The organism is Flavobacteriales bacterium (assembly GCA_025210295.1).
GTDB lineage: Bacteria > Bacteroidota > Bacteroidia > Flavobacteriales_D > Parvicellaceae > S010-51.
The window spans coordinates 18,752-44,246 of sequence record JAOASC010000016.1 but is presented as its reverse complement, the minus strand read 5'-3'; the positions used below and the strand labels follow the sequence as shown (position 1 = coordinate 44,246).

Here is a 25,495-nt window from a genome sequence, read left to right as displayed (position 1 = left end):
ACCTTTGCTTTCTTTTACGCTAAGGTATCAAAAAATGTTTCAAATCTGACACATTTGCGCGTTAAAACCATACAAATGTTCTAAAAATGAAACATTTTTGTAAAGTTCGTTGACATATTTATCTTTGTAAGATGAGAATTGATAAATACATTTGGGCAGTAAGGTTGGCAAAAACGAGAAGTATTTCTTCAAAAATGTGTAGTAATGAAAATGTAATGCTGAATGATCAGTTTGTTAAAGGATCTAAAGTGATTAAAATAGGAAATACTTTTAGTGTAAAAGCAAACCCTATTTGGAGAGTTTATAAAGTTTTAGATATTCCAAAATCTCGTGTTGGGGCAAAATTAGTTCCTGATTTAATAAAAGAAATTACTCCACAGGAAGATTTAGACTTTCTCAAAAGTATAGAAGAACACAATCGTCTCAATAAATATTTAGGAATAAAAGGACGTCCAACCAAAAAAGACAGACGAGACATTAATGAGTTTCTGGGGGATTAGGATGAGTATAGTAACCGTCCCAACTAATGTCAAATTCTATTTGGTCTTCATCAATAGCGTTAACCTTTTGGGGAATCCCAATTATTTTAGCCATAAATTGATGTAACGCTTTTTCTATGATTTTTCTTCCCTTATTTGCCATAGCAGCTTCGGGGTTGTTACCGGTAATTGCTTTTTTATTATTTGCTTTTTCCTCCTCAAGGATCTTTACAAATTCAATGGTTGCTGATTTCTCATCGCTTTTATAGAATGTATCAATAAATAGCAAGTTATTATCGATAAGGTCTAGTGCTTCATATTTTTTTATCCATAATAAACATCGTGCTTTAATCGCTTCATCATACACCATTAAGAAACCGACTATACGCTCTTTTTCTTTCGTTTTAATAAGGTAAATTAAACGTAACAAATCAAGTTCTAGTTTTTGTGACTTTGCTCCTTTTAAATTTAAAGAAGATTTTGCCATTCCTAGATAATAAGTCGTCATCTTTAATATTGATCTATACTTAATAAAACCAATGTACAAGCTTCTTCATAAGCAATTCCATGTTTTTCCAATAAAGGGTAAAAGTTAGAATTCTCAGTACCAGGATTAAAAATAACTCTTCGAGGTTTTAAATCTAGAATAGCTTGTTGATATTCATTTTGTAATTGAGGATTGATATATAAGGTGATCGTATCAACAGCCCAGTTTGTATCCCAATCATTTTCTATTTTTACTCCTGCTACTTCTCCCCTTTTTACTCCAAATGGTATGATAGAAAAACCTTTGTTTGTTAAAGCATGAGCTGCTTTATAACTATAGCGGCTAGGATTATTACTAGCTCCAATAATTAGTGTAGTTGACATAAATTAAGCTTTTACTTTGTTAACAATTCCTTTAATACTTTTAAATAATGTAATACTGATTAAACCAACAATAATACCTACGACAAATTCACTTAACATGGATGGTACAGAAGTCGGTAAAAGGTGATGAACATACGCAATATTATGAACAAAAATACCACCAGAAACTAAGAACAAAGCAATTGTTCCAATAATGGTTAAACCACCAATTACTTTGGGTAGTGCCTTAATTAAACCTTTCCCAAATTTATGACCAAAACTGGTATTATCAGGGTTTCTTTTAATCATCGCATAACCAGCATCGTCCATTCTTACAATTAAAGCAACGATACCATATACACCAACTGTAGCCAATAATGCAATGATTGAAACCACAATAATTTGTATAGTCAACTCCTCTCCTGTTACGGTTCCCAATGCAATAATGATAATTTCTACAGATAAAATAAAGTCAGTTAAAATAGCAGATTTTACTTTTGTTTTTTCAAGTTCTAAAGCTTCTTCTTTAGTTACTTTTTTTAACTCAACTTCTTGGTGTTTATCTTCTTTTTTATGAAAAAAAGAATGATAGACCTTCTCTGCTCCTTCAAAAGCTAAATATACACCTCCCAATAATAGAATACCTTTAATAACAGGAGGTAAGAAAGCACTCAATAAAAACGCAACAGGTAAAATAATAATTTTATTCAAAAGTGCCCCCTTAGTTATTGCCCATAAAACAGGCAGTTCACGAGAAGAAACAAATCCAGAGGCCTTTTCTGCATTCACAGCTAAATCATCTCCTAGTATTCCAGCAGTATGTTCTGCTGATACTTTTGTCATTGTTGCTACATCATCCATCAAAGTAGCAATATCATCAAACAAAGCAAAAAATCCTGAACTCATATCTTTTTTATTGAATTATAATCGAGCACGAAAATACAATTTTAAGAGGATTCTAAATAGAAGAAGCTATTTATTTAAAGGTTCTTTAACTTTTTTAAACAAAAAAATACCTATCTTACACTGTTGTAAAAGTTATGATTATGAAAAAAATAATAGTAATTCTAGGTATAGCAGTAATAGGTTTTAATGGTATAGCACAAGAAAAGACGAGTGAAGTTATTACACTATCTCAAGAGAAATACGTCCCTTTAACAGAAGAACGATTCAATCAAATTGAAGATATTGCAAATGCAATGGAGGACTTAATTCCAATTCGAATTAAAGATGTTCCAAGAGAAGAATTAATCAAATTTTATATCCAAAGTTATAGTGATGCTATTGTTAGTTCATGGATGGATTTTGCCTATAAAAAAATGACGAAATTTGATTTAATAAAAGTTAACTCAAAACAGGATAAAACCTTTAAAGAATTAATGCATGCAGAACAAAATAGAGCCAATATGTTTTTATTTATGTCGGCAATGACAGATCAACAAATAGAAACTGTAGGTTATTAAAATTAAAGTATCTTTGTAAAGAGATTTTATATTAATATGAAAAAGACATTCAACGAATTGGCTCATACGGCTAAAGTATGGGTATACCAAGCAAAAGAGCCGTTAACTGAACAACAAAAAGAAGCAGTGTTGGCAATAGGTGAAGATTTTATTTATTCATGGGAAAGTCATGGTAATACAATTCCAGCTTCTATTGATATTTTTTATAATCAATTTGTTCTCATTACAGCAGATGATTGTGGAGAAAGTTTATGTGGAAGAGCCAAAGATGCGCAAGTGCGCTTGATGAGACAAATCGAAATTCAATTAGGCATAACGTTAACAGATAGAATGGTTACAGCTTATAAGCATGACGAAACTGTAAAAAGTATAAGTTTTAATGCGTTTAAAGAGTTAGCAAAAAACGGAACAATAACAGCAGAAACTATTGTGTTTAATAACCTTATTGAAACGAAAGAAGATTTTATTACTAAATGGGAAACTCCAGCCAAAAATAGTTGGCATAAACAGTTTCTAAACTAAAACTAAAAAGGCTGATTGTGATTTCAATCAGCCTTTTTAGTTTTTATAGCAATAGCACTCCTTTACTTAAAGTTCACAAACTGAAGTGGAACTCCAAACGATTCTTTTCTACAATGCGCAATTACTGCTTGTAAATCATCAATTTTCTTACCAGTAACACGAACCTGCTCGTCCATTACAGAGGGCTGAACCTTTAACTTTGTTCCTTTTATACTTTTAACAATTTTTTTAGCAGTTTCTCTATCTATCCCCTGTTTTACGAGGATATCTTTTTTTAATGTTTTTCCCGCAGCATACTTCTCTTTTCCAAAATCCATTGAAGTAGGATCAATTTTATTTTTAACTAATGCATTAATGACCATCGTTTCTAATTGATCCATTTTCATATCTGTTTCAGCATGTAAATGCAAGACAAATGTTTTTTTATCCAATTCTATACTTGCGTTAGAACCTTTAAAGTCATAACGATTCTGTAATTCTCGTTTTGCTGAGTTAATTGCATTATCTAAAGTTTGAGTATCAATTTTACTTACTATATCTAAACTTGCCATATTTTTATTTTTTATTCTTTTTGGAAAGGTCTAATGCTTTATCAATAATATAATAGACCTGAATGAGGGACAAAACTATAAAAACAACTAAACCAATCCAAGTCCAAGCTGTAATTGCTTTACTTTCATTGACTATTACGGCTTCCTTTATTTGCTTTGGGTTGTAATAGCAAATGACTTTATTCCCTTTTATTAAAGAATGTTTTATACAACGATCAACAAATGTTTCTACATCTGAATCATCAATAGATAGTACATTGTTTCTGAGTACTACTCCATCCACATAATAGATATAATCTATTTTTTGTTGCACTGGAGAAACAGCTAGTATACTCGCTGGTGTTTCTTTCCAGTCTACTAATTGTGTTTCTACTCCCCATCTATAATAAAAGAAAGCAGTAGCGAGAAAAAAAATGACGAAATATTTCAAAGACTTCAACATAATACCAAGTTTAAAAAGCCATCAATAAAATATTAATTCCGCCTAGTACCATAAATACACCAAACAGCACCAACCCTATCCAGTTATCCTTACTTACCCCTGTAGAACTTTGCAATAGTACTGAATCAGTAAAATCCATGGGATTAATAAAAGCAAAAGTCTTATTGCCTTCTTTCCAGTTCTTTTCTTTAAACAAACTATTGACCTCACTTGTTCGCTGCCTCCCCATCCCATCTAAAGAAATTTGATAGCTTTGATAGCGAACAGCATTAAAGGTATATTCATATAAAATATTATAATGGGTGTATTCCACTCTTACATCATGAGTAATTCCTGTAGATTCAGCGGTTTCTATTTCAAGAATTTGGGCTTCAACAATGAACCAGTCATTCGTCTTCTTTTGGTCACTAACCTTATTGTAAAAATAAATTGTCCCTATTAAACCAACAATAAAAATGAGTATGATCTTCATAATAAGCGTTACATCATTTAAAGCTTAATTTTTTCTTAAAGATAATAAAACTTAAAATTTAGTCAATTATCCCAATCAAAATAATACCTTTGCCGCTTTAAAATCAAAAACACAGATGGAATCTATTAGAAACATTGCGATTATTGCCCATGTCGATCATGGAAAAACTACATTGGTAGATAAAATTATACATGAGGCTCAAATCTTAGATCAAAGAAAAGAACAAAAAGACTTAATCTTAGATAACAATGATTTAGAGAGAGAAAGAGGAATTACGATTCTTTCTAAAAATGTTTCTGTTACTTATAAAGGAACTAAAATTAATATCATCGATACTCCTGGCCACGCTGACTTTGGAGGTGAGGTTGAACGTGTATTAAAAATGGCCGATGGTGTTATCTTATTGGTAGATGCTTTTGAAGGTGCAATGCCTCAAACTCGATTTGTTTTGGGTAAAGCATTAGAATTAGGGTTAATGCCTATTTTAGTTGTCAATAAGGTGGATAAAGAAAACTGTCGTCCTGATGAAGTACATGAAGAGGTTTTTGATTTAATGTTCAACTTAGAAGCGAATGATAAACAATTAGAGTTTGAAACGTTATACGGTTCTTCTAAACAAGGTTGGATGAGTACAGATTGGCAGAAGCCAACAGACAATATAACACCACTTTTAGATGTTGTATTAGACAAAGTTCCAGAAGCTCCTTACAATGAAGGTACACCACAAATGCAAGTAACTTCATTAGATTATTCTGCATTTACAGGGAGAATCGCTATTGGAAGAATTTTTAGAGGAGATTTAGAAGTAGGAAAAGATTACGCTTTATGTAAAGCAGACGGGACTACTAAAAAAGTTAGAATTAAAGAATTACACGTTTTTGAGGGATTAGGAAAAGCTCAAGTTAAAACAGTTAGAGCTGGTGAAATCTGTGCTATAGTAGGAATTGAAGGTTTTGAAATTGGAGATACGATTGCAGATTTAGAAAACCCAGAAGCTTTACCACGTATTTCTGTTGATGAACCAACAATGAGTATGTTATTTATGATTAACAACTCCCCTTTCTTTGGTAAAGAAGGAAAATTTGTTACTTCTCGTCATTTAAGAGACCGTTTATATGCAGAGTTAGAGAAAAACTTAGCTTTAAGAATTGTTGATGGAGACTCAGAAGATCGTTTTAGTGTTTATGGTCGTGGAATTCTTCACTTATCAGTACTAATTGAAACTATGCGCCGTGAAGGTTATGAGTTGCAAGTTGGACAACCACAAGTAATCACCAAAGAGATAGATGGTGTAAAAATGGAACCATACGAAACTTTAGTGATTGATGTTCCTGAAGAGTATTCTGGAAAAGCAATTGAGCTCGTTACCATGAAAAAAGGCGACATGTTGGTCATGGAACCTAAAGGTGATTTACAACATTTAGAGTTTTACATTCCTTCTCGAGGAATTATTGGTTTAAGAAATAACATCTTAACTGCTACTGCTGGTACGGCAATTATGACGCACCGTTTTAATAAATTTGATGTTTATAAAGATGGTATCCCGTCGCGTTTAAAAGGTTCTCTTATTTCAATGGAACAAGGTAAAACTACTGCTTTTGCTATTGACCGTTTACAAGACAGAGGGCGTTTCTTTGTAGATCCAGGTGAAACGATTTACAAAGGACAAGTTATTGGAGAAAACTCTAGAGATAACGATTTAGAGATCAACCTAATAAAAGGTAAGCAATTAACAAACATGCGTAAATCAGGAAGTGATGATGGTGTAAAAATTGCTCCAAAAGTAGATTTTTCTTTAGAAGAAGCAATGGAGTATATTAAAGAAGACGAATTGTTAGAAGTAACTCCAGAAAGTTTAAGAATGAGAAAATTCAAATAATTTTGAATCTAAATAATTTTATAAAAACGGTAATCATATAGGTTACCGTTTTTTGTATATTTATAGGTAACGATAATTAATAGCAAATGAAGTTAACAACATTCCAAAAGAAAACACTTAACCAACTTCCTTTTGATCAATTGAATAAAATGCAGGAAGCTTTTATTACCAATGCAAGATCACATCAAAACTTAATGCTCTTATCTCCTACTGGAAGTGGTAAAACTTTTGCTTTCTTATTTCCTTTATTAGAACGTTTAAACCCCAAATTGGAAGGTGTTCAAGCACTAATTATTGTTCCTTCAAGGGAGTTAGCCTTACAAATTGAGCAAGTGTTTAAATCAATGAAAACAGGTTTTAAGGTAAATGCTGTTTATGGAGGGCATGCGATTAAAACTGAGCGGAATAATTTTTCAGAACCACCAGCTGTTTTAGTAGGGACTCCTGGTAGAATTGACGACCATTTAAATCGAAAAAACTTTGATCCTAAAACAATTCAAACTTTGATTTTAGACGAGTTTGATAAAGCCTTAGAATTTGGTTTTCAAGAAGAAATGAAAGCCATCATTAAACGACTAGTAAATATTAAACAACGTTATTTAACTTCTGCTACAGCAATAGGAAGTGTCCCTCATTTTGTCGGAGCTAAAGAATGTCAAATCGTAGATTTTTCAGCTCAACAAAAGGTAAAAGGGTTGTCGCTATTTGAAGTAAGAGCTGAAGAAAACGATAAACTTCAAGTATTATTTGAATTAGTTTGTACTTTTCAAAATGATTTAACGCTAGTGTTCTGTAACCATCGAGAGGCTGTAGATCGAATTTCAAAATTGCTTTCTAAAAACGAAATAGAAAATAGTGTATTTCATGGAGGCTTGAATCAAAATGAAAGAGAAAGAGCATTAGTGAAATTTAGAAATGGTACTTCTACTCTATTAATCACTACAGATTTAGCAGCTAGAGGACTTGATATTCCAGAGATACAAAATGTCGTTCATTATCAACTTCCTCCAAAGGAAGATGCTTATATCCATAGAAATGGTCGAACTGCGAGAATGCATGAGAAAGGAGCTGCATTTCTTGTGCTTTCTGAATTGGAAAATATTCCAGAATACATCAACACCGAAGTAGCGTTCAAAAAATTAGAAGAAGAAATCATTATCCCTCCAGCAACAGAATGGAAGACTATTTATGTTGGAGGTGGTAAAAAAGATAAAATCAACAAAATTGATTTAGTAGGCTTTTTTATGAAAAAAGGAATGCTTAAAAAAGATGAATTAGGAAAAATAGAAGTGTTTGATCAATTTTCTTATGCAGCGATAAAAGCCAATAAAGTTCAGCAAGTTTTAAAACGCGTAACGAAAGAGAAAATTAAGAAAAGAAAAGTTAAAATAGCTTTATCTAAATAGTTTTTTTAACAATGTTATGTAAAGAAGCTTATTCAATATCCCCTAAATACAGCAAGTGATTGCATAACTTTGTAAAAGATTTGAAAAAAGATGTTATGAATAATGATGGGGGATTTTTTAAAGGTCGATTAAAAGGCGGTGTTACTGCATTTAAAGGTGCTGTTGCATTTTTTAAATCAGAACATAGTGTAATGGTTCAATTTGCTTTTTTTATTATTTTCTTAGGAATAGGTTTTTGGGTTGGTATTAACAAATATGAATGGATGTTTCAATTCTTAGTATTTGGCTTGATATTTACCGCAGAAGCTTTAAATACAGCAATTGAAAGAATAGCAGATTTTATTCATCCTGAGTACCATACCAAAATTGGCTGGATCAAAGACCTAGCAGCAGGTGCAGTTTTTTGTGCTTTTTTCACAGCTATCAGTATTGCTTGTTTTATTTATATCCCCTATATCTATAGCTATTTTCAACAATAATGCCTACTTATTTATAGGTATTAGGTTAATTTGAAAACTTTTGTATATTTACAACATTCTATTAATTAGCGAGTTGCTATTAAAGTATTGAAGTAAATAATGAAAAACAAAAGAATAATAATACCTCTTGCATTATTAACAATAATTACTGGATCATGTGCTTCAGATTCACATACTGACGAACCGCAAATAGAAAAAACACCTATTGAAACCGAAAAAACGGTAGCTTCCCTTGAACAGGATAATCGTTTATTAGAATCAAAAAAGGTTTTAGAAAAAAGGACTCAAATTGTAGAAGGCTTATGTACAGCACCTATACTTTGTAAAGGTCAAGCTGTTCTGTATACAGATGATAAAGGAAAACTTTATTATCAAAAAGATAAAAATACAGCAGCTGAAGTTCTATTAGAAAAAAGATCTGTAGGAAACAATATAGCTTGGTCAAGAGATGGAAATTTAGTGTACTTCAAGGAAAAGACTCCAGATTATAAAATAGCCATAAAAAGCATTAATATTAATACTAAAGAAATAAAAACAATAGAGGGTTACCCGCCTCTAACAGATTTAGAAAGTTTAACGATATCTGACACGATATATTATATAGACAGTAAAACTTTAGCAGTTAAAGCCAAATACGACAATAAAGAATGGAATATTTCTGATAAAAATAAAAGCGGAAATTATTATAATATATTAACCTCTCCAAATAATAAATATTTAGCTATTCACTTTAATACTGATGTTTTATTATTCTCTACGAATGGTGAGTTTATTAGTAATTTAGGGACAGGAATAGCTACCGATTGGAGTCCTGATTCTGACTATCTAATAGGTTTTTTAGATCATTCAACTGATGGTCATTCCATCAATAATTCTGAAATAATAAAATTTGACCTTACCAAAGCAACCCCAGAACCAATAACATCAACAACTAACGCATTGGAAATGTGGCCAACATTTAAAACTAAAAACATCATTGTTTATGCTGATAAATTAAACAAAGGCTTATTTTCACTTGAAATTAAATAACCAAAATAAAATAATATGAAAAGAATATTCACCCATCTTTCATTGATTTTACTCCCAGCCCTCATAAAAAGTCAAACAGATGTTGCTACATCAAGACTTAACGATAAATCTTCCAAAGAACAATTTGCCAGCGAATTGGTAAAAAAAGATCATAAGTCGTGTATTCATGCATCGCCTGTAAAGCCTATTGTACCAGATAATGTTAAAAAGATCATTCAAGGGGAATTCACTCAACCTCTTTTTAATCCTCAAGGAGAAGGGGTGATCTATACCAATGCCAAAGGAGATGCTTTATATTACCAAAAGACAATAAATCATACTCCTGCAATACTATTAGAGAAATCTGGAGTAGGAAACAATATTGGTTGGTCAAAAGATGGGGATTTAATTTATTACAAAGAAAAAACGAAAGATTACAGGATTATTGTAAAAAGTATGAATGTAAATACAAAAGAGATAAAAGAATATCAGAATTATCCTAGACACATTGAATTAAGAAGTTTAAGTATCTCTGATACCATTTATTATTTAAATGAATATACACTTGCTGTTGAAGCTAAGTGGAAAGATAAAACATGGCCTATCACCACTGAAAAAGGGAATTACTATAAAATTTTAATTTCTCCTAACAACAAGTATATAGCAGTTCATAGGAGTGCTGATGTACTATTGTTTTCGACTGATGGTCAGTTTATTCGAAATTTCGGTAGAGGTATTGCAACAAGTTGGAGTCCTGATTCTAACTATTTAATTGGCTTTATGGACGAATCATCTGATGGTCACACAATTACTGGATCAGAATTATTAATGTTTGATATAAATAAAGGAATTACTCGTCAAATTACTGCTACTGAAAATGCTTTTGAAATGTGGCCTGTATTCAAAAGTAATAATGAGATTCTATACACTGACGATATAAATAGAGGTTTATTCTCAATGTATTTAAATAAATAATTAAATAAAGAACGAAAATGAAATTAATTTATACTTTATTGATAATTCTACCCATTTTTATTCAAGGTCAAACAATTGTAATTGATCCTGGACATGGATATTGTGCAGACGGAACTCAAAACTGTACTTCTAATCAAAGGCTTCCTTTAGAAATAGAAACAGCAATGTCTGTAGGTAGTAAGCTAAAAACTCTTTTAGATAACAACTGTTCAGGTGTCACTTCTCATCTAACAAGAACATCAAGTGCTCCTGGGGACTTTCCTAGTTTAAGTCAAAGAGAAATTATGTCGAACAATTGGGGGGCAGATCGCTTTATCAGTTTACACACAAATGGTGGACCTGCTTCAGCAAATGGTACAGAAACATTTTGGTGTAACCAAGGGCCATCTTCTAATTCGGCTTGTCAAACATTTTCTGATAGAGTTCAAGCAGCAATAGTTGGAGCAGGAAGTTTTACCAACAGAAGATCAGTTGAAGACGATTCTTATCTTAACTTTCATTTAGGAGTGCTAAATAATGTAAATGCTGTTAATTGTTTAAGTGAAATAGGTTTTGGGTCTAATAGTGCTGATGCAGCTAAACTTCAAGATAATACCTATAGAGATGCGTTTGCTCAAGCTTATGTGGATGTTTTTGTTAATGAACTAGGAATAAGTTGTACTGGGTCTACCCCTCCTACTCTAGACTGTAGCAATGCTGTTCCTTTAACATGTGGTGTAACTTATAGTGGCTCTAGTTCAAATGCTGTGTCAAATATATATACATACGGTTGTAATTCATGGACAGAAACAGGACCAGAAAGAGTACATACGATTACTCCAACTACAAGTGGAACGTTAACAGCTTCAATTTCAAATTTCACAGGAGATTTAGATGTTTATATTTTAGGTAGCTGTGATCCAAGTGATTGTTTAGGAACTGTAACAGGAGCAGCAGCGACATACGCAAATGCTGTCGCTGGTCAAACCTATTATATTGTAGTTGATGCAGATGATGGAAGTGGTAGTTCTTATGATTTAGTTGTAAATTGCCCTCCTGCTGTTAATAACTTGGATTGTTCAAATGCTATTCCTCTTACATGTGGTGTTACTTATTTTGGAGCAGCCTCTACAGCTACTTCTAATGCTTCTACCTACGGTTGTGCCCCTACAATTAATTCTACAGGCCCTGAAAGAGTACATACAATTACACCGTCAATGAATGGTACTATTTCTGCTATTGTAGAGAACTATACAGGTAATTTAGATGTTTATATACTAGGTAGTTGTGATCCAAGTGATTGTTTAGGTTCTATTACATTTAATACAGCAACATATACTAATGCTGTCGCTGGTCAAACCTATTATGTAGTTGTTGATGCAGCAGATGGTAGTGGGAGCTCTTATGAATTAACTGTCGATTGTCCAAATACTTTAAATTGTTCAAATGCTGTTCCTCTTACATGTGGTGTTACTTATTCTGGACCAGCCTCTACAGCACCTTCAAATATATCTACTTATGGATGTAATAACTCCAACCAAACCGGACCAGAAAGAGTACATACGATTACCCCATTAAGTAATGGATCTATTAGTGCTGTAGTTAGTAATTTTACTGGAGACTTGGATGTATTTATATTAGAGAGTTGCGATGCTTCTGATTGCTCTGGAATTGTATTCCAAGATTCAGCAATCTTAGCAAATGTAGTTGCAGGACAGACTTACTATATTGTGGTAGATTCTGATAACGGAAGCGGTAGTAGTTATGATTTAGTCGTGAATTGCCAAGGACAAAGTGGAAATAATGAAGATGTTGTTGTGTTTAACGCAACTGTAACTCCTCAAACAGTTAATGCTGGAGGTGTAGTTACCGCCAATTCAGACCATACATATAGTGGCGATTTATATACTACTGACCTTAATCAAGTGAATATGGATTACTACTTATCAACAGATTGTAATTTAAGTAATGATGATGTTTACCTTGGAGGAAGTATTTCCAATTTAGGGGTAGACAATCCATCGAGTAATGAAATAGTCAACCTTTCTATCCCTGTTAATACTGCCCCTGGAACTTATTTTGTTTTATTTGCTGGTGATAACGGACAGCATGTCACTGAAAATGATGAGACGAATAATGTCTCTTGTGTTCAGGTAACCGTAAATGGTGCAGCAGGAAATAATGATGTTAGTTTAAGTAATGTAACAACCAATACAGACAGTATTGTTGCAGGTGAAGCTATTGATGTTTCTTCTGATCAGAACTATAATGGAAATCAAACTTCTAATAATTTACCATCGTCAGAATTAAATTATTACTTATCAACGGATTGTAATTTAAGTCCAGATGATGTTTTATTAGGAGATGATGTGTCTAACATTGGAAGTGACAATACCTCTAGTAATGAAACAGAAAGTTTAGTCATTCCTATCAATACGGAATCAGGGACTTATTATATTTTATTTGTTGCAGATGACAACAATGCCATTAATGAATCCAATGAAAACAACAATATTGAATGTGTAATGCTTGTTGTTGATGGAGAATTTGTTTCAATCAATGAAAAGGATTTACAAAATCATATCACGTTATATCCTAACCCTACTGAAGGTGTGATTACCATTAACTCTTCAGAAGTAAATATTCAAGAAATTGAAATTTATAATAGCAATGGACTTAAATTAAAAGATGTTGAGTTGGTCAATAATGAAAAAATTGATTTATCACCATATGCCAATGGGATTTATTATGTGAGAATTGTAGGGTCTGAGAATGAGAAAACAACATTTAAAGTTATAAAACAATGAAAAAACGATTAGTAATAAGCATCGTTGTTCTATTGTTAATTACGTTAGGCGTTTTTTCAACGAACTTGTTATCCTCGTCAGATAAAATTTCAACTTCAGAAAAAGCAGCTCCTGTAGCTATTAAAAAACAAAAAAATGAGGAACAAGTCTCCCTTGAGAAAGCGGTTGTTCATAAAGCTGAAAGTCGACCATTCCCCTCTTCTATTGCTTACAGTTGGGACGACCTTAAAATAGAACCTCTTAAAATTCTAGAGGGAGGTTATTATGTCTTTACAGCTTTTGAAGTTGATCCTTTTCATGATGAATTGATTTTAGCTGGAAGCTATGACAAAAACTTAGTAAAATATATCACTGAAGACACAATTATAAGTCTTGAAATCCATGATACACCTCTTGATATCATTGTAGATAGAGACTATTTATATGTTTTATGTTTGAGTAAATTTTATGTCATTAAAGATAAAAGAATAGTTAACGAGTTTAATCATAATATTGCTAATGTTACTTTATATGATAAACTCATTAATTTTGATAATTCTATCAACGTGTTAATGGCAGATGGTTCAAGTTATCAGTTAACCAAGGATAAAAAAGGATTTCAACATTCAAAATCGTTACTGACCATGGATAATGAAGAATTGTGGGTACAAAAAACATCTGCATATTCTTTTGAAATTAGAACACAACCTCAAAACGATAGTATAAATGTTCAGGCTAAGTATAATCATGAGATTGGCTCTATTATGTTATTTGGCGAAAATTCTCAAGACTATTTTTGTATTGTTGATGTTATTACTTATTCCCCATCAATCACTGCTACAAGGCAGTTAATGTCAAGTAAAAATCAATTTACCTCTAAAATAATTGAACTCCCTAATAATACCTACACCTACGTGAAAAATGACTTAAAAATACATGATGACTTAATAGCTTATCTTGTTATTAATGATAAAGGATTGACAATTAAAACTATGCACTATGAATAAACTGTTTGCCACCTATTTACTATCCCTTGTTTCATTCTATTCTTTTTCTCAAACTTCAGGTCAAGTCATTGCCAATGCGAACAGTTACCTTAATCACAATTGGACAGGGACATCAGCTAATGATTGGAACAGTGTATCATGTGGAAATAAAGTCGTTAGTGCAGTAAACTGGTATACAGCAGGAAATCATACTGCTCTACCCTATTGTTGGGGAGGTAACAGTACTTTAGCAGGATTTGATTTAGGTATTAGTAATGGTAAATCTGCTGGAGACAGTAAAACAAGTTATGGTTATGGTGCTGAACCAAATTGTTCTGTTGGAGTTGATTGTTCAGGTTTTACCTCTAGATGTTATAACTTAAATACGCATTACTCTACGACAATGTTAAATACCAATGCTTTGTTTGGTCATCATAACAGTTATAATGATATTGTTCCTGGTGATTTTGTAAATAAACCAGGATCTCATGTAAGACTTGTTGTTGCAATTAATAATAATGGCTCTTATTCTACAATCGAATCAGGTTCGGGTACTGGCCAAGGAGGAAGCTCTGGATTTTGGAAGGTTTTTGCATGGACATATAATGTCTCTTCATTAATTAGTAGTGGTTATAACCCACAGTATTATACTGGAATGACAACTGTTCCTCCTGTGTTAGATTGTAATAATGCCACTCCTCTAACTTGCGGAGTAACCTATTCTGGTTCTTCTTCAAACGCTCCCAATGCAATTACAACTTATGGGTGTAACTCTTGGACAGAAACTGGTCCAGAAAGAGTACATACCATTACCCCAGCTCATAGTGGGAAACTAACTGCTCATTTAAGTAGTTATACAGGCGATTTAGATGTATATATTTTGGGAAGTTGTGATCCTAATGATTGTTTAGGTACTGTATATAGTGATTCTGCTGTAGTCACCAATGCCATAGCTGGACAAACCTATTACATTGTTGTAGATGCTGATGACGGAAGTGGAAGTGCCTACGACCTGGTTGTCAATTGTCCTCCGGCACCAAGTATCTTAGATTGTAACAATGCTATAGCATTAACTTGTGGTGTGACTTATAACGGGACAAGTTCTACAGCGACTTCAAACGTTTCAACTTATGGATGTAATAATTCTAATCAAACTGGTCCAGAGAGAGTGCATACCATTACTCCATTAAGTAATGGTTCTATCACAGCTGTAGTAAGCAACTTCACAGGCGACTTAGATGTATTTATATTAGAAAGTTGTGATGCTTCAGATTGTTCTGGAGTTGTATTTCAAGATTCAGCAACATTAACCAATGTCGTTGCAGGACAAACTTACTATATTGTCGTAGACTCTGATGATGGAAGCGGTAGTAGCTATGATTTAGTCGTTAATTGTCAAGCTCAAACTGGTAATAATGAAGATGTTGTGGTCAATAATCCTTCGGTTACACCAATCAATGTTAACGCAGGAGATATTTTAACTGCTATTGCACAGCATACTTATACAGGGAGCTTGTATACCACTGATCTAAATAGCGTTGATATGGATTATTATTTATCAACTGATTGTACTTTAAGTAATGACGATATGTATCTTGGAGGAAGTGTATCAGATTTAGGAGTCGATAATCCATCGAGTAATGAAATGATCAACCTATCAATACCTGTTACTACTGCACCTGGAACTTACTTTATTTTATTTGCTGGTGATAATGGTCAGGATATCACTGAAAGTGACGAGACGAATAATGTCTCGTGCGTTCAAATTACAGTAAGTGGAGCAACGGGGACTAATGACATTAGTTTAAGTAATGTAACAACCAATACAGATAGTATCGTTGCAGGTGAAGCAGTTGATGTTTCTTCTAATCAAAACTATAGTGGTAACCAAACTGCTAATAATTTACCATCGTCAGAATTAAATTATTACTTATCAACGGATTGTAATTTAAGTCCAGATGATGTTTTATTAGGAGATGATGTCTCTAATATTGGGAGTGATCTTAATTCAAGTAATGAAACAGAAAGTTTAGTTATTCCTATCAATACGGAATCAGGGACTTATTATATTTTATTTGTTGCAGATGACAATAATGCCATTAATGAATCCAATGAAAACAATAATATTGAATGTGTAATGCTTGTTGTTGATGGAGAGTTTGTTTCAATCAATGAAAAGGATTTACAAAATCATATCACGTTATATCCTAACCCTACAGAAGGAATGGTAACTATCAATTCATCAGAAATAAACATCAAAGAAATTGAAATCTATAATGTTGCTGGTGTAAAATTAGAAGCTATGAAATTTGTTAACAATAACCCAATTGATTTATCGCTATATGCCAATGGGATCTATTATGTTAGGATCATTGGCGATACAGATGAAAAAACGACATTTAAAGTGATCAAGCAATAATAATAAATAGTAAAAGTAATTTGAAAAGCGGTAGAGATTTAATTTCTACCGCTTTTTTTTGAACCTTCTTTTTATTCACTTGTATTAGCTATCAAATAATTAAAAAACCACATACAAGATGATAAATAAGAGTTTGATTTTAGCGATTACTATTTTAGTCTCAACGATTGTTTTTGGGGCTGAGACAGAAAAAAAAGTTCGTTCAAAAGTTAAAGAAGTAACAGTATTCTTACAAGGAGCACAGATAAAAAGAAAAGGACGGTTTAGTTTAGAAAAAGGAATTACAAAATTAGTATTTGAGGGGATTACAAAAAACTTTAACACCAACAGTATTCAGGCTAAAGGGAGAGGAAACTTTGTGATTCTTGATGTTAGTCATAATGTGTTTTATCCAGTTCCTAAAAAAATAGAAGTGCCCTCCACTATTCCTGCTAAAACTCAACGAGAAATTAAACAGGTTAACGATTCATTAAGTCGATCAAATTGGAAGTTAAAACAGTATCGAGCTTCATTAGAGGTGTACAATAGTGAAAAAAACATTTTATTATCTAGTGGAGTTATAAAAGGACAAAATCAAAATGATTCAATTCCTCTTTTAAAAGATGCCTTAGTTTATTTACGCGAAAAATTAATTGAGATCAATCAGCTGATTTTGCAAACTGAAAAAAGCATAGAAAAAGAAACGGCTATTCGTACTCAATTAACGAACAGGTTAAACACATTAAATAATTGGAAAAATCACTTAAAGCCACAACAACAAGAATCGTTGTCACCAATCTATCAAATTATTGTAACTGTTTCTTGTGATGTAGCTACTTCAGGATCTCTCGAAATAAGTTATAATACTTCCAATGCAGGGTGGTCTCCATCTTATGATTTAAGAGCAGATCAAGTTAATGCTCCTGTGAAATTAACTTACAAGGCGAAAGTTTATCAAAATACAGGGATTAACTGGGACAACGTTAATGTAACATTGTCTACTATTAATCCAAACAGGAATAACAATAAACCAGTGTTAGCCCCTTGGTATATTAGCTATTATAGACCAATTCAAAGAGGAGCGTTTAATTATTCATTAGATGACGTTTCGGTCAACAAGGAAACTGCGGCTATGCCATCAATTGCGAATGTAGACGAGCTTTCAGATGAAGTAGAAGCAAAACATATCTCAAACTTTACACAAATGAGTAACAATATGGCTATGGTAGAGTTTGAGTTAAAACTCCCCTATTCTATTCCCTCAGATGGAAAAGAACATTTAATGGCTGTTAATTCGGATGAAATAGATGCTGAGTTTGAATATTTTGCAGTTCCCAAAAAAGAAAGAGAAGCATTTTTAATGGCAAAATTAACAGGGTGGGAAGATCTCAACCTATTACCAGCAGTAGCAAACATCTATTATGATGGAACTTATGTTGGTCAAACAAGAATTTCTCCTTCAACGATGACAGATACCTTAGAGTTGGCATTAGGAAGAGATCGAAGAATTATTGTTGAACAAAAGAAAATTTCCAATGAAGAAAAAATTAAGAAATTGTCAAACGAAAAAGAATCAACATTAACCTATCAAATTACGGTAAAGAGTATGAAAAGCTCACATGTTAAATTAACAATAATGGATCAAATTCCATTAACCAATGTTGAAGAGATCAAAGTCAATTTGATTAATAAAGGAAAAGCAAACTATAATCAACATAAAGGATTTTTAACATGGAATACAACGATAAATCCAAGAGAAACAAAAAAGATTAAATACGTTTATAGTATCACTTACAATAAAGATAAGAATTTGGTACTCTAGGCATAAAGAACTACTTCAAAGCGATTATTAAATGATAATCGCTTTTTTATTTTATACTGAGTCATCTCAATTTTCAAAGTAGAAATGTTTACAAAAAGAAAAGAGAAAAAGTTTAAAAAATAGTAGAAGCACTTGTTTTTTTTTAGATTTGTAGTTCGAAATCAAATAATTTGAAAAATACTATGTCTAAAACAGTAGAGATTTTAGGAGCAAATGCAGATAACTTGCTTAATCACGAATGTACAACAATTAGTAAAGACCTTTTACATTTACCAGGAGGAGATTTTGTAAATAGAGTTTTTAGTCAATCAAATAGAAACCCTCAGGTATTAAGAAATCTAGAAGCGATCTACAGTCACGGGAGATTAGCTAATACGGGGTATGTATCTATTTTACCAGTTGATCAAGGGATTGAGCATTCAGCTGGAGCATCATTCGCACCTAATCCTATTTATTTTGACTCTGAAAACATTGTTAAGTTAGCGATTGAAGGAGGTTGTAATGCTGTAGCATCAACTTTTGGTGTATTGGCATCTGTAAGCAGAACGTATGCACATAAAATTCCTTTTATTGTAAAGTTAAACCACAACGAACTACTAACTTACCCAAATACTTTCCAGCAAATTATGTATGGAAGTGTAGATGAAGCTTGGAACTTAGGAGCTGCAGCAGTTGGAGCTACTATTTATTTTGGTTCTGAAGATAGTAATCGTCAAATCATTGAAGTTGCTCAAGCTTTTGAAAGAGCACATGAGTTGGGAATGGCAACCATTTTATGGTGTTACCTAAGAAATTCTGATTTCAAAAAAGATGGAACAGATTATCATGTAGCTACTGATATTACTGCACAAGCTAACCACTTAGGGGTAACGATTCAAGCAGATATTATCAAGCAGAAATTACCTGAAAACAATGGCGGTTGGAATGCTGTTAACTTCGGAAAAACACACCCTAAGGTTTATACTGAACTAACTACTGACCATCCAATTGATTTGTGTAGATATCAAGTTGCAAACTGTTACATGGGACGTCAAGGATTAATCAACTCTGGTGGAGCATCTACAGGAGATGGACAGTCTGATTTAGAACAAGCAGTTGCTACAGCTGTTATCAACAAAAGAGCTGGTGGACAAGGGTTGATTTCAGGAAGAAAAGCTTTCCAGAAACCAATGAATGAAGGGGTAGCCTTATTGAATGCAATTCAAGATGTATATTTAGACGAAAGTATTTCTATTGCATAAGAAAAATTAATTGATTCGAATTATTAATTGAATTAGAAAAGAATGGCTTGGTTTAAAAGAAAAGATAAAGGAGTAGTTACTCCTACTACAGAGAAAAAGGAAGCTCCTGATGGGTATTGGTATAAAACTCCAGGAGGTGAAATAATTGAAACAAAAGCTTTAAAAGAAAACGCTTATGTAACTCCAAATGAGGGGTTTCACACTAGAATTGGTTCAGCAGATTATTTCGAGATTATTTTTGATGACAATAAATATCAAGAGTTAGACACAGATTTAGAATCTGGAGATCCACTATCTTTTGAGGACACTAAAAAATATACTGATCGAATTGCAAGTGCTCAAAAGAAATCGAGTTTAAAAGATGCCGTATCTACAGGATTTGGAAAAATAAACGGAGAACCATTAGTAGTAGCAGCAATGGACTTTGCTTTTATTGGTGGATCTATGGGATCGGTAGTTGGAGAAAAAATTGCAAGAGCTATCGATAAGGCTATTGAAAAGAAATGCCCTTTTATGATGATTTCAAAATCTGGAGGTGCAAGAATGATGGAAGCAGGTTTTTCTTTAATGCAAATGGCTAAAACTTCTGCTAAATTAACCAAGTTGTCAGAAGCTAAATTACCATATATTTCTTATCTCACTGACCCGACTACTGGTGGAATTACTGCCTCGTTTGCGATGTTAGGAGATATCAATATTGGAGAACCTGGAGCATTAATTGCTTTTGCTGGACCAAGAGTTGTCAAAGAAACTATTGGAAAAGATTTACCAGAAGGCTTCCAAAGAGCAGAGTTTCTATTGGAACACGGCTTCTTAGACTTCATTATTGACAGAAGAGAATTAAAAGAAAAATTATCTTTAGTAATAAAAATGTTTAAAAATTAGGCAATTCAGATATTCTTTATATCTTTGCCGTCCGAAAAGTCAAAGTGACTTTAGCATAACAATCACTAAAAAAGTATTGCAAGATGTATTTAACAGCAGAAAAGAAGATTGAATTCTTCAAAAAATTTGGAGGTAGCGAAAACAACACAGGAAGCTCAGAAGCTCAAATCGCTATGTTCACATTCAGAATTGCTCACTTAACAGAGCACTTAAAAAAGAATAGAAAGGATTTCGCTACGCAAAGAGCACTAATTGCTTTAGTAGGTAAAAGAAGAAATCACTTAGATTACTTAAAAAAGAAAGACATCAATCGTTATAGAGCGATTGTTAAAGAATTAGGATTACGTAGATAATATCTATGGACTAATCAACTTAAAAAAGGACTTTTGTACACTATACATCAGTCCTTTTTTTTATATTTACGAAAAATAAGCAAATAAAGTGCAATACGGCATTTTATAAACAAAACAAAAGATGAATATTATCAACAAAACAATTAATTTAGGTAACGGAAAGGAGATTACCATTGAATCTGGAAAATTAGCTAAACAAGCTGATGGTTCAGTAGTTGTAAGAGTTGGAGACACGATGCTTTTAGCAACAGTTGTTTCTAACAAAGACGCACAAGAAGATTTAGATTTTTTACCATTGACGGTAGATTATAGAGAAAAATTTGCTTCTACAGGAAGATTTCCAGGAGGATTCTTAAAAAGAGAGGCACGCCCTACAGATGAAGAAATATTAACAATGCGTCTAGTCGATAGAGCTTTAAGACCATTGTTCCCAGACGATTATCACGCTGATACTCAAATCATGATTCAGTTAATGTCTTCTGACAAAGAAAACATGCCTGATCAATATGCTTGTTTCGCTGCTGCTGCTGCATTAGCTGTTTCTGACATTCCATTTAACGGACCAGTTTCAGAAGTAAGAGTTGCTAGAAAAGATGGTGAGTTCTTAATTAACCCTACTTTTGAAGAATTAAAAGGTGCTGACATCGACTTAATGGTAGCAGGAAGCTTAGACAGCATTGTAATGGTTGAAGGTGAAATGTTAGAAGTTTCTGAAGCAGAAATGTTAGAAGCAATTAAAGTCGCTCATAAAGCCATCATCACACAATGTGAAGCATTAAATGAATTAACTCAAGCTGTTGAAAAAGCTCAAGAAAAAAGAGCTTACTCACATGAGAAAAGTGATGAAGAATTAAAGAAAACTATCTTTGATTTTTCTTTCCAAAGATGTTATGATATCGCTAAACAAGGGTTAAACGATAAAAAGAAAAGAGGAGAATTATTTGGAGCTGTAAAAGAAGATTATTTAGCAACTGTTACTGAAGAGTTTTACAGTGAGAATAAATTCTTAGTGAATCAATATTTCAAAAAAGCTCAAAAAGAAGCAGTACGTCGTTGCATGTTAGACGAAAAAATTCGTTTAGATGGACGTGATATGAATGAGATTAGACATATCTGGTCTGAAGCAGGGTACTTGCCTAGCCCACATGGTTCTGCATTATTCCAAAGAGGAGAAACACAAGCTTTAATGACACTTACTCTTGGAAGTAAATTAGATGTTCAAAGAAAAGATTCTCCAATTATTCAAACTGAAGAAGACTTTATTTTACATTACAACTTCCCTCCTTTCTCAACTGGTGAAGCTAGACCTATTAGAGGGGTAAGCCGTAGAGAGGTTGGACATGGTAACTTAGCGTTAAGAGCATTAAAACCAATGTTACCTGAGAAAAAAGATAATCCATATACAATTCGTTTAGTTTCTGAAATTTTAGAATCAAATGGTTCTTCTTCTATGGCTACTGTTTGTGCTGGTACAATTGCACTATTAGATGGTGGTGTTAAAATGAAAAAGCCTGTATCTGGAATTGCAATGGGATTAATTACTGATAACAAAGATTATGTTGTCTTATCAGATATTCTAGGAGATGAAGATCACTTAGGAGATATGGACTTTAAAGTCACAGGAACTGAAGATGGTATTACAGCTTGTCAAATGGATATCAAAATCGAAGGACTTGACTATAAAATGCTTGAAGAAGCATTGGATCAAGCTAGAGATGGTAGATTACATATCTTAAACAAAATTAAAGAGACAATTGCTGAGCCAAGAGTTGATTATAAACCACATGTTCCAAGAATTGAAACAATCTTAGTTCCAGATGAAGTTGTTGGAGGAATTATCGGAAAAGGTGGAGAAACGATTCAAGCAATCCAAGCCGAGACCAATACAACGATCTCTATTGGTGATCCTGATGATGATAAAATGGCAATGGTTGAAATCTATTCTGACGATAAAGCTGGTTTAGATGAAGCAATGGCTAGAGTAAAAGCAATTGCTTTCCCTCCTACTGCTGAAGTTGGAGAAACTTACTCAGGAAAAGTTAAAAACATTGTTGCCTTTGGAGCATTTGTTGAAATTTTACCTGGTATTGATGCCTTACTTCACGTTAGTGAAATTGCTTGGGAAAGAGTTGAAAAGGTTGACGATTACTTAAAAACAGGTGACGTTTTAGATGTAAAAGTGATTGGGAAAGATCCTAAAAATGGAAAACTAAAAATTTCTAGAAAAACTCTTTTACCTAAACCTGAAAAAAAGGAAAAAGCTGAAGCTAAATAGTAGTTTCGTTAAAAAATAATAAAAAGCATCTTAATTTTATATTAAGGTGCTTTTTTCATATATATTCATTACTTTTAATCGTAATGAAGCATTTTCTTTACCTTTTTATAATAACAATAATTCTAGTTCAAGCTTCCTGTTCTAGTTCACGATTTGTAGAACCTCTTGCAAAAAAGCAACATGCAGTTGGAGCCAGTATTGGAGGTCCACTTATTAATTTTGGAGGAGCTGTCATTCCTACTCCAATGTCTTCTGTAGTATATGGATATGGCATAGATTCAAATTTAACTGCATTTGGAGGCTTGCATACTACTGCTTTGGTTTTTAATAATTTCCACAGCGACTTAGGGGTAACGTATCGTTTATTTAAACAAAAAGATCACTTCCCTGCCCTATCAAGTTCTTTGAACAATACGATTGTTACCAGTTTAAGAACAGGAACAACAAGGTATTGGCCAAGTATAGACTTCAATGCTTATTGGAACTTTTCAAAAAGAAATCACTTCTGGTATCTGGGGCTTTCTAATTGGTTTGAACTTAGAGCTAAAAGAGCCCATGATTTAGAGCAACTACAAAGATGGCTTCCTAATCCCCATGCTGGATTGACCTTAAAAAGTAAAGCCTTACAATTCAATATTGAGTACAAATTGTTAGGACTTGGACAGAATAGTCATGATGTATTTGTACCCTATCAAAGTATTGCTAATAACAAAGGTGCTATGGGACTTTATTTCGGAATAACTAAACTCTTCTAATTATGATTAAGCTTAACTATTTATTCCATCTTTTGATGTTAGTTGCTGTTTTTGGAGCTTGTGCAAAACTTGACCCTATGGTTTTTAGAGGTGAAGAAATTGAAGCCTATTTACTTGAAAACTATGAGGGAGAATCTGATATGGATGACATCCCATCTAGTTTTAATATTCCTGAAGACCACTTACATTTGTTTACACTAAACTCTCAACTTGACACTGAAGCATCTTCTACAGAAATTTACGCCTTGTATATTGGTGATCTCAACACTATAGCAACAGATACAATCATTGTATATAGCCATGGACAGTCAAAACACATGGATGCTTATTGGCCTAGAACAAAATTATTGGCAAACATTGGAGGAAAAAATAATTATGGAGTATTAACCTATGACTATAGAGGTTATGGACTCTCAAAGGGTTCATCAACAGAAGCAACATTATATGAAGATACACGAACTGTTTTAAGATGGTTAAAAGCCCAAGGCGTAACTGCTAATCATGTCGTATTTTATGGTTTTAGTTTAGGGAGTGTTCCAGCAACTGAAATGGCTGCTAATTTTGAAGAGTTTAAACCTAGTAAGTTGATTTTAGAAGCCCCAATGGCATCTGCTGCCAATCTAGCTGAAGAAGCTACGGTTATGAATGTGAGTGCTGAATTCTTTTCAACTTTAGAGTTCGATAATGCTGAGAAAATAAAACAAGTTCAACAACCTTTCTATTTATTTCATGGTGAATTAGATGATTATTTAAAGATTTCAAATGGAGAAATCATTTACCAGAATTACAGCGGTGTTTATGGGCATTTTGAAAGAGTCCCAAATGCTAATCATGGAACAAATGGTGTTCCTCAAAATTTAGGGTATCAAAATTATATTGAACAATTAGAGAGCTTTATCAAACTTTAAAAAGTATTATTCAGAATAAAACCAAGTTTCTACTAAATCTGCTAGGAGTTCACAATCTGCAATACTTAATCTTTTCTTTGTGATTTGACTACATTTTCGATATTTATGTATGATTTGTTGCCCTTTAGGTAATTCAGAATCGTGACAAATGACTAACATCCCAATAATATTTACATAATCTGTATCATTGTCGATATACCTTTCTAATAAGGTAAGCTTATCAACAGTATAAAACTGTTGCGCTATTGTGTCCATTCTATTCTTTATAGAATCTAAATGAGCTGATAAATCAAAACCTTCAATTCTAGCTTGAGAATTAGGTAAAGAATATTCTAAAAAGTGACCTTGATATTCGTCTATAAGGTCTTCGTAATACTTTAAAGATGCTTCATCTTCTATTATTAATTGTTTTGCACTCTCATTATTTTCAATTGAACAGCCATTGAGGATAAAAATGAGTAAACCAATTATTAGTTGTTCTAATAGTTTCATTTAAGTAATTGTTTGTTTAAACAAACCTATTAAGAAATAAGCGTATTACATATTAATACTTATCATTTGGTTTAACTCAATGAAAGTTCG

General features: G+C 32.8%; 25 protein-coding genes. 18 read left to right on the top strand and 7 right to left on the bottom strand.

The genetic code is table 11. From position 1 onward, the window contains the following. Positions 1 to 131 precede the first annotated feature (131 nt). Positions 132 to 500, top strand: coding sequence for an RNA-binding S4 domain-containing protein (locus N4A35_02825; protein ID MCT4580325.1), 369 nt, complete (start codon positions 132 to 134; stop codon positions 498 to 500). On the opposite strand, the gene N4A35_02820 is transcribed toward N4A35_02825, so the two are convergent. Genes N4A35_02820 through N4A35_02810 form a run of 3 tightly spaced genes read right to left on the bottom strand, consistent with a single transcriptional unit; the run spans position 478 to position 2,234 of the window. Next, positions 478 to 987 (bottom strand): hypothetical protein, encoded by a 510-nt coding sequence (locus N4A35_02820; protein ID MCT4580324.1) that lies wholly within the window; start codon positions 985 to 987, stop codon positions 478 to 480. The two genes, N4A35_02825 and N4A35_02820, sit on opposite strands and share 23 nt — an antisense overlap. A 2-nt stretch (positions 988 to 989) precedes the next feature. After that, positions 990 to 1,349 (bottom strand): CoA-binding protein, encoded by a 360-nt coding sequence (locus N4A35_02815; GenBank protein ID MCT4580323.1) that lies wholly within the window; start codon positions 1,347 to 1,349, stop codon positions 990 to 992. Positions 1,350 to 1,352: 3 nt separating this feature from the next. After that, a complete protein-coding gene (locus N4A35_02810; GenBank protein ID MCT4580322.1) occupies positions 1,353 to 2,234 on the bottom strand; it encodes a DUF808 domain-containing protein in 882 nt (293 codons plus the stop codon). Positions 2,235 to 2,374: 140 nt separating this feature from the next. On the opposite strand from N4A35_02810, the gene N4A35_02805 reads away from it, so the two are divergent. Next, positions 2,375 to 2,791, top strand: a complete 417-nt coding sequence (locus tag N4A35_02805; GenBank protein ID MCT4580321.1) for a hypothetical protein — start codon at positions 2,375 to 2,377, stop codon at positions 2,789 to 2,791. Positions 2,792 to 2,827: 36 nt separating this feature from the next. After that, positions 2,828 to 3,313, top strand: a complete 486-nt coding sequence (locus N4A35_02800) for a hypothetical protein (protein MCT4580320.1) — start codon at positions 2,828 to 2,830, stop codon at positions 3,311 to 3,313. A gap of 62 nt (positions 3,314 to 3,375) precedes the next feature. Here N4A35_02800 and N4A35_02795 read toward each other — a convergent pair whose 3' ends face one another. From N4A35_02795 to N4A35_02785, 3 genes are read right to left on the bottom strand one after another with little or no spacing between them, the layout of a single operon-like run. After that, a complete protein-coding gene (locus N4A35_02795; GenBank protein MCT4580319.1) occupies positions 3,376 to 3,864 on the bottom strand; it encodes a YajQ family cyclic di-GMP-binding protein in 489 nt (162 codons plus the stop codon). A 4-nt stretch (positions 3,865 to 3,868) separates the two neighbouring features. Further along, a complete protein-coding gene (locus tag N4A35_02790; GenBank protein MCT4580318.1) occupies positions 3,869 to 4,306 on the bottom strand; it encodes a hypothetical protein in 438 nt (145 codons plus the stop codon). 10 nt (positions 4,307 to 4,316) lie between these two features. Beyond that, positions 4,317 to 4,778, bottom strand: a complete 462-nt coding sequence (locus N4A35_02785; protein MCT4580317.1) for a DUF3592 domain-containing protein — start codon at positions 4,776 to 4,778, stop codon at positions 4,317 to 4,319. A gap of 115 nt (positions 4,779 to 4,893) precedes the next feature. On the opposite strand from N4A35_02785, the gene typA reads away from it, so the two are divergent. The 15 genes from typA to N4A35_02710 all read left to right on the top strand — a co-directional run bounded on the left by typA (position 4,894) and on the right by N4A35_02710 (position 24,913). Continuing rightward, entirely contained in the window at positions 4,894 to 6,657 is a 1,764-nt protein-coding gene (gene typA, locus N4A35_02780; GenBank protein MCT4580316.1) for a translational GTPase TypA, read from the top strand. Between the two features lie 86 nt (positions 6,658 to 6,743). Continuing rightward, complete coding sequence (locus N4A35_02775; GenBank protein MCT4580315.1) at positions 6,744 to 8,063, top strand: DEAD/DEAH box helicase; 1,320 nt, start codon at positions 6,744 to 6,746, stop codon at positions 8,061 to 8,063. A 95-nt stretch (positions 8,064 to 8,158) separates the two neighbouring features. Beyond that, complete coding sequence (locus tag N4A35_02770) at positions 8,159 to 8,542, top strand: diacylglycerol kinase family protein (protein MCT4580314.1); 384 nt, start codon at positions 8,159 to 8,161, stop codon at positions 8,540 to 8,542. 99 nt (positions 8,543 to 8,641) lie between these two features. Further along, complete coding sequence (locus tag N4A35_02765; GenBank protein MCT4580313.1) at positions 8,642 to 9,571, top strand: hypothetical protein; 930 nt, start codon at positions 8,642 to 8,644, stop codon at positions 9,569 to 9,571. Between the two features lie 15 nt (positions 9,572 to 9,586). After that, on the top strand, positions 9,587 to 10,525 hold the full coding sequence (locus N4A35_02760; GenBank protein MCT4580312.1) for a hypothetical protein: 939 nt from the start codon (positions 9,587 to 9,589) through the stop codon (positions 10,523 to 10,525). 17 nt (positions 10,526 to 10,542) lie between these two features. Then, the gene (locus tag N4A35_02755; protein MCT4580311.1) at positions 10,543 to 13,311 is read left to right on the top strand and encodes an N-acetylmuramoyl-L-alanine amidase; all 2,769 of its coding nucleotides are present in this window, start codon (positions 10,543 to 10,545) and stop codon (positions 13,309 to 13,311) included. Beyond that, a complete protein-coding gene (locus N4A35_02750; GenBank protein MCT4580310.1) occupies positions 13,308 to 14,297 on the top strand; it encodes a hypothetical protein in 990 nt (329 codons plus the stop codon). Before N4A35_02755 ends, N4A35_02750 begins: the two co-directional genes overlap by 4 nt. Further along, positions 14,290 to 16,695 carry a T9SS type A sorting domain-containing protein gene (locus N4A35_02745; GenBank protein MCT4580309.1) on the top strand — a complete coding sequence of 802 codons (2,406 nt, stop codon included), beginning with the start codon at positions 14,290 to 14,292 and terminating at the stop codon, positions 16,693 to 16,695. The genes N4A35_02750 and N4A35_02745 overlap by 8 nt, the downstream gene beginning before the upstream one ends. 118 nt (positions 16,696 to 16,813) lie before the next feature. Next, on the top strand, positions 16,814 to 18,496 hold the full coding sequence (locus tag N4A35_02740; GenBank protein ID MCT4580308.1) for a DUF4139 domain-containing protein: 1,683 nt from the start codon (positions 16,814 to 16,816) through the stop codon (positions 18,494 to 18,496). Positions 18,497 to 18,678: 182 nt separating this feature from the next. Then, positions 18,679 to 19,737: a class I fructose-bisphosphate aldolase gene (locus N4A35_02735; protein ID MCT4580307.1), complete on the top strand. Its 1,059-nt coding sequence runs from the start codon at positions 18,679 to 18,681 to the stop codon at positions 19,735 to 19,737. Positions 19,738 to 19,779: 42 nt separating this feature from the next. Continuing rightward, positions 19,780 to 20,622, top strand: a complete 843-nt coding sequence (accD, locus tag N4A35_02730) for an acetyl-CoA carboxylase, carboxyltransferase subunit beta (protein ID MCT4580306.1) — start codon at positions 19,780 to 19,782, stop codon at positions 20,620 to 20,622. Between the two features lie 83 nt (positions 20,623 to 20,705). Further along, entirely contained in the window at positions 20,706 to 20,975 is a 270-nt protein-coding gene (gene rpsO, locus N4A35_02725) for a 30S ribosomal protein S15 (protein MCT4580305.1), read from the top strand. Between the two features lie 121 nt (positions 20,976 to 21,096). After that, on the top strand, positions 21,097 to 23,250 hold the full coding sequence (locus N4A35_02720) for a polyribonucleotide nucleotidyltransferase (GenBank protein MCT4580304.1): 2,154 nt from the start codon (positions 21,097 to 21,099) through the stop codon (positions 23,248 to 23,250). 83 nt (positions 23,251 to 23,333) lie between these two features. Beyond that, positions 23,334 to 24,005 carry a hypothetical protein gene (locus N4A35_02715; protein MCT4580303.1) on the top strand — a complete coding sequence of 224 codons (672 nt, stop codon included), beginning with the start codon at positions 23,334 to 23,336 and terminating at the stop codon, positions 24,003 to 24,005. 2 nt (positions 24,006 to 24,007) lie between these two features. Beyond that, positions 24,008 to 24,913, top strand: coding sequence for an alpha/beta hydrolase (locus tag N4A35_02710; protein ID MCT4580302.1), 906 nt, complete (start codon positions 24,008 to 24,010; stop codon positions 24,911 to 24,913). 6 nt (positions 24,914 to 24,919) lie between these two features. On the opposite strand, the gene N4A35_02705 is transcribed toward N4A35_02710, so the two are convergent. Beyond that, positions 24,920 to 25,405 carry a hypothetical protein gene (locus N4A35_02705; protein MCT4580301.1) on the bottom strand — a complete coding sequence of 162 codons (486 nt, stop codon included), beginning with the start codon at positions 25,403 to 25,405 and terminating at the stop codon, positions 24,920 to 24,922. Positions 25,406 to 25,495 lie beyond the last annotated feature (90 nt).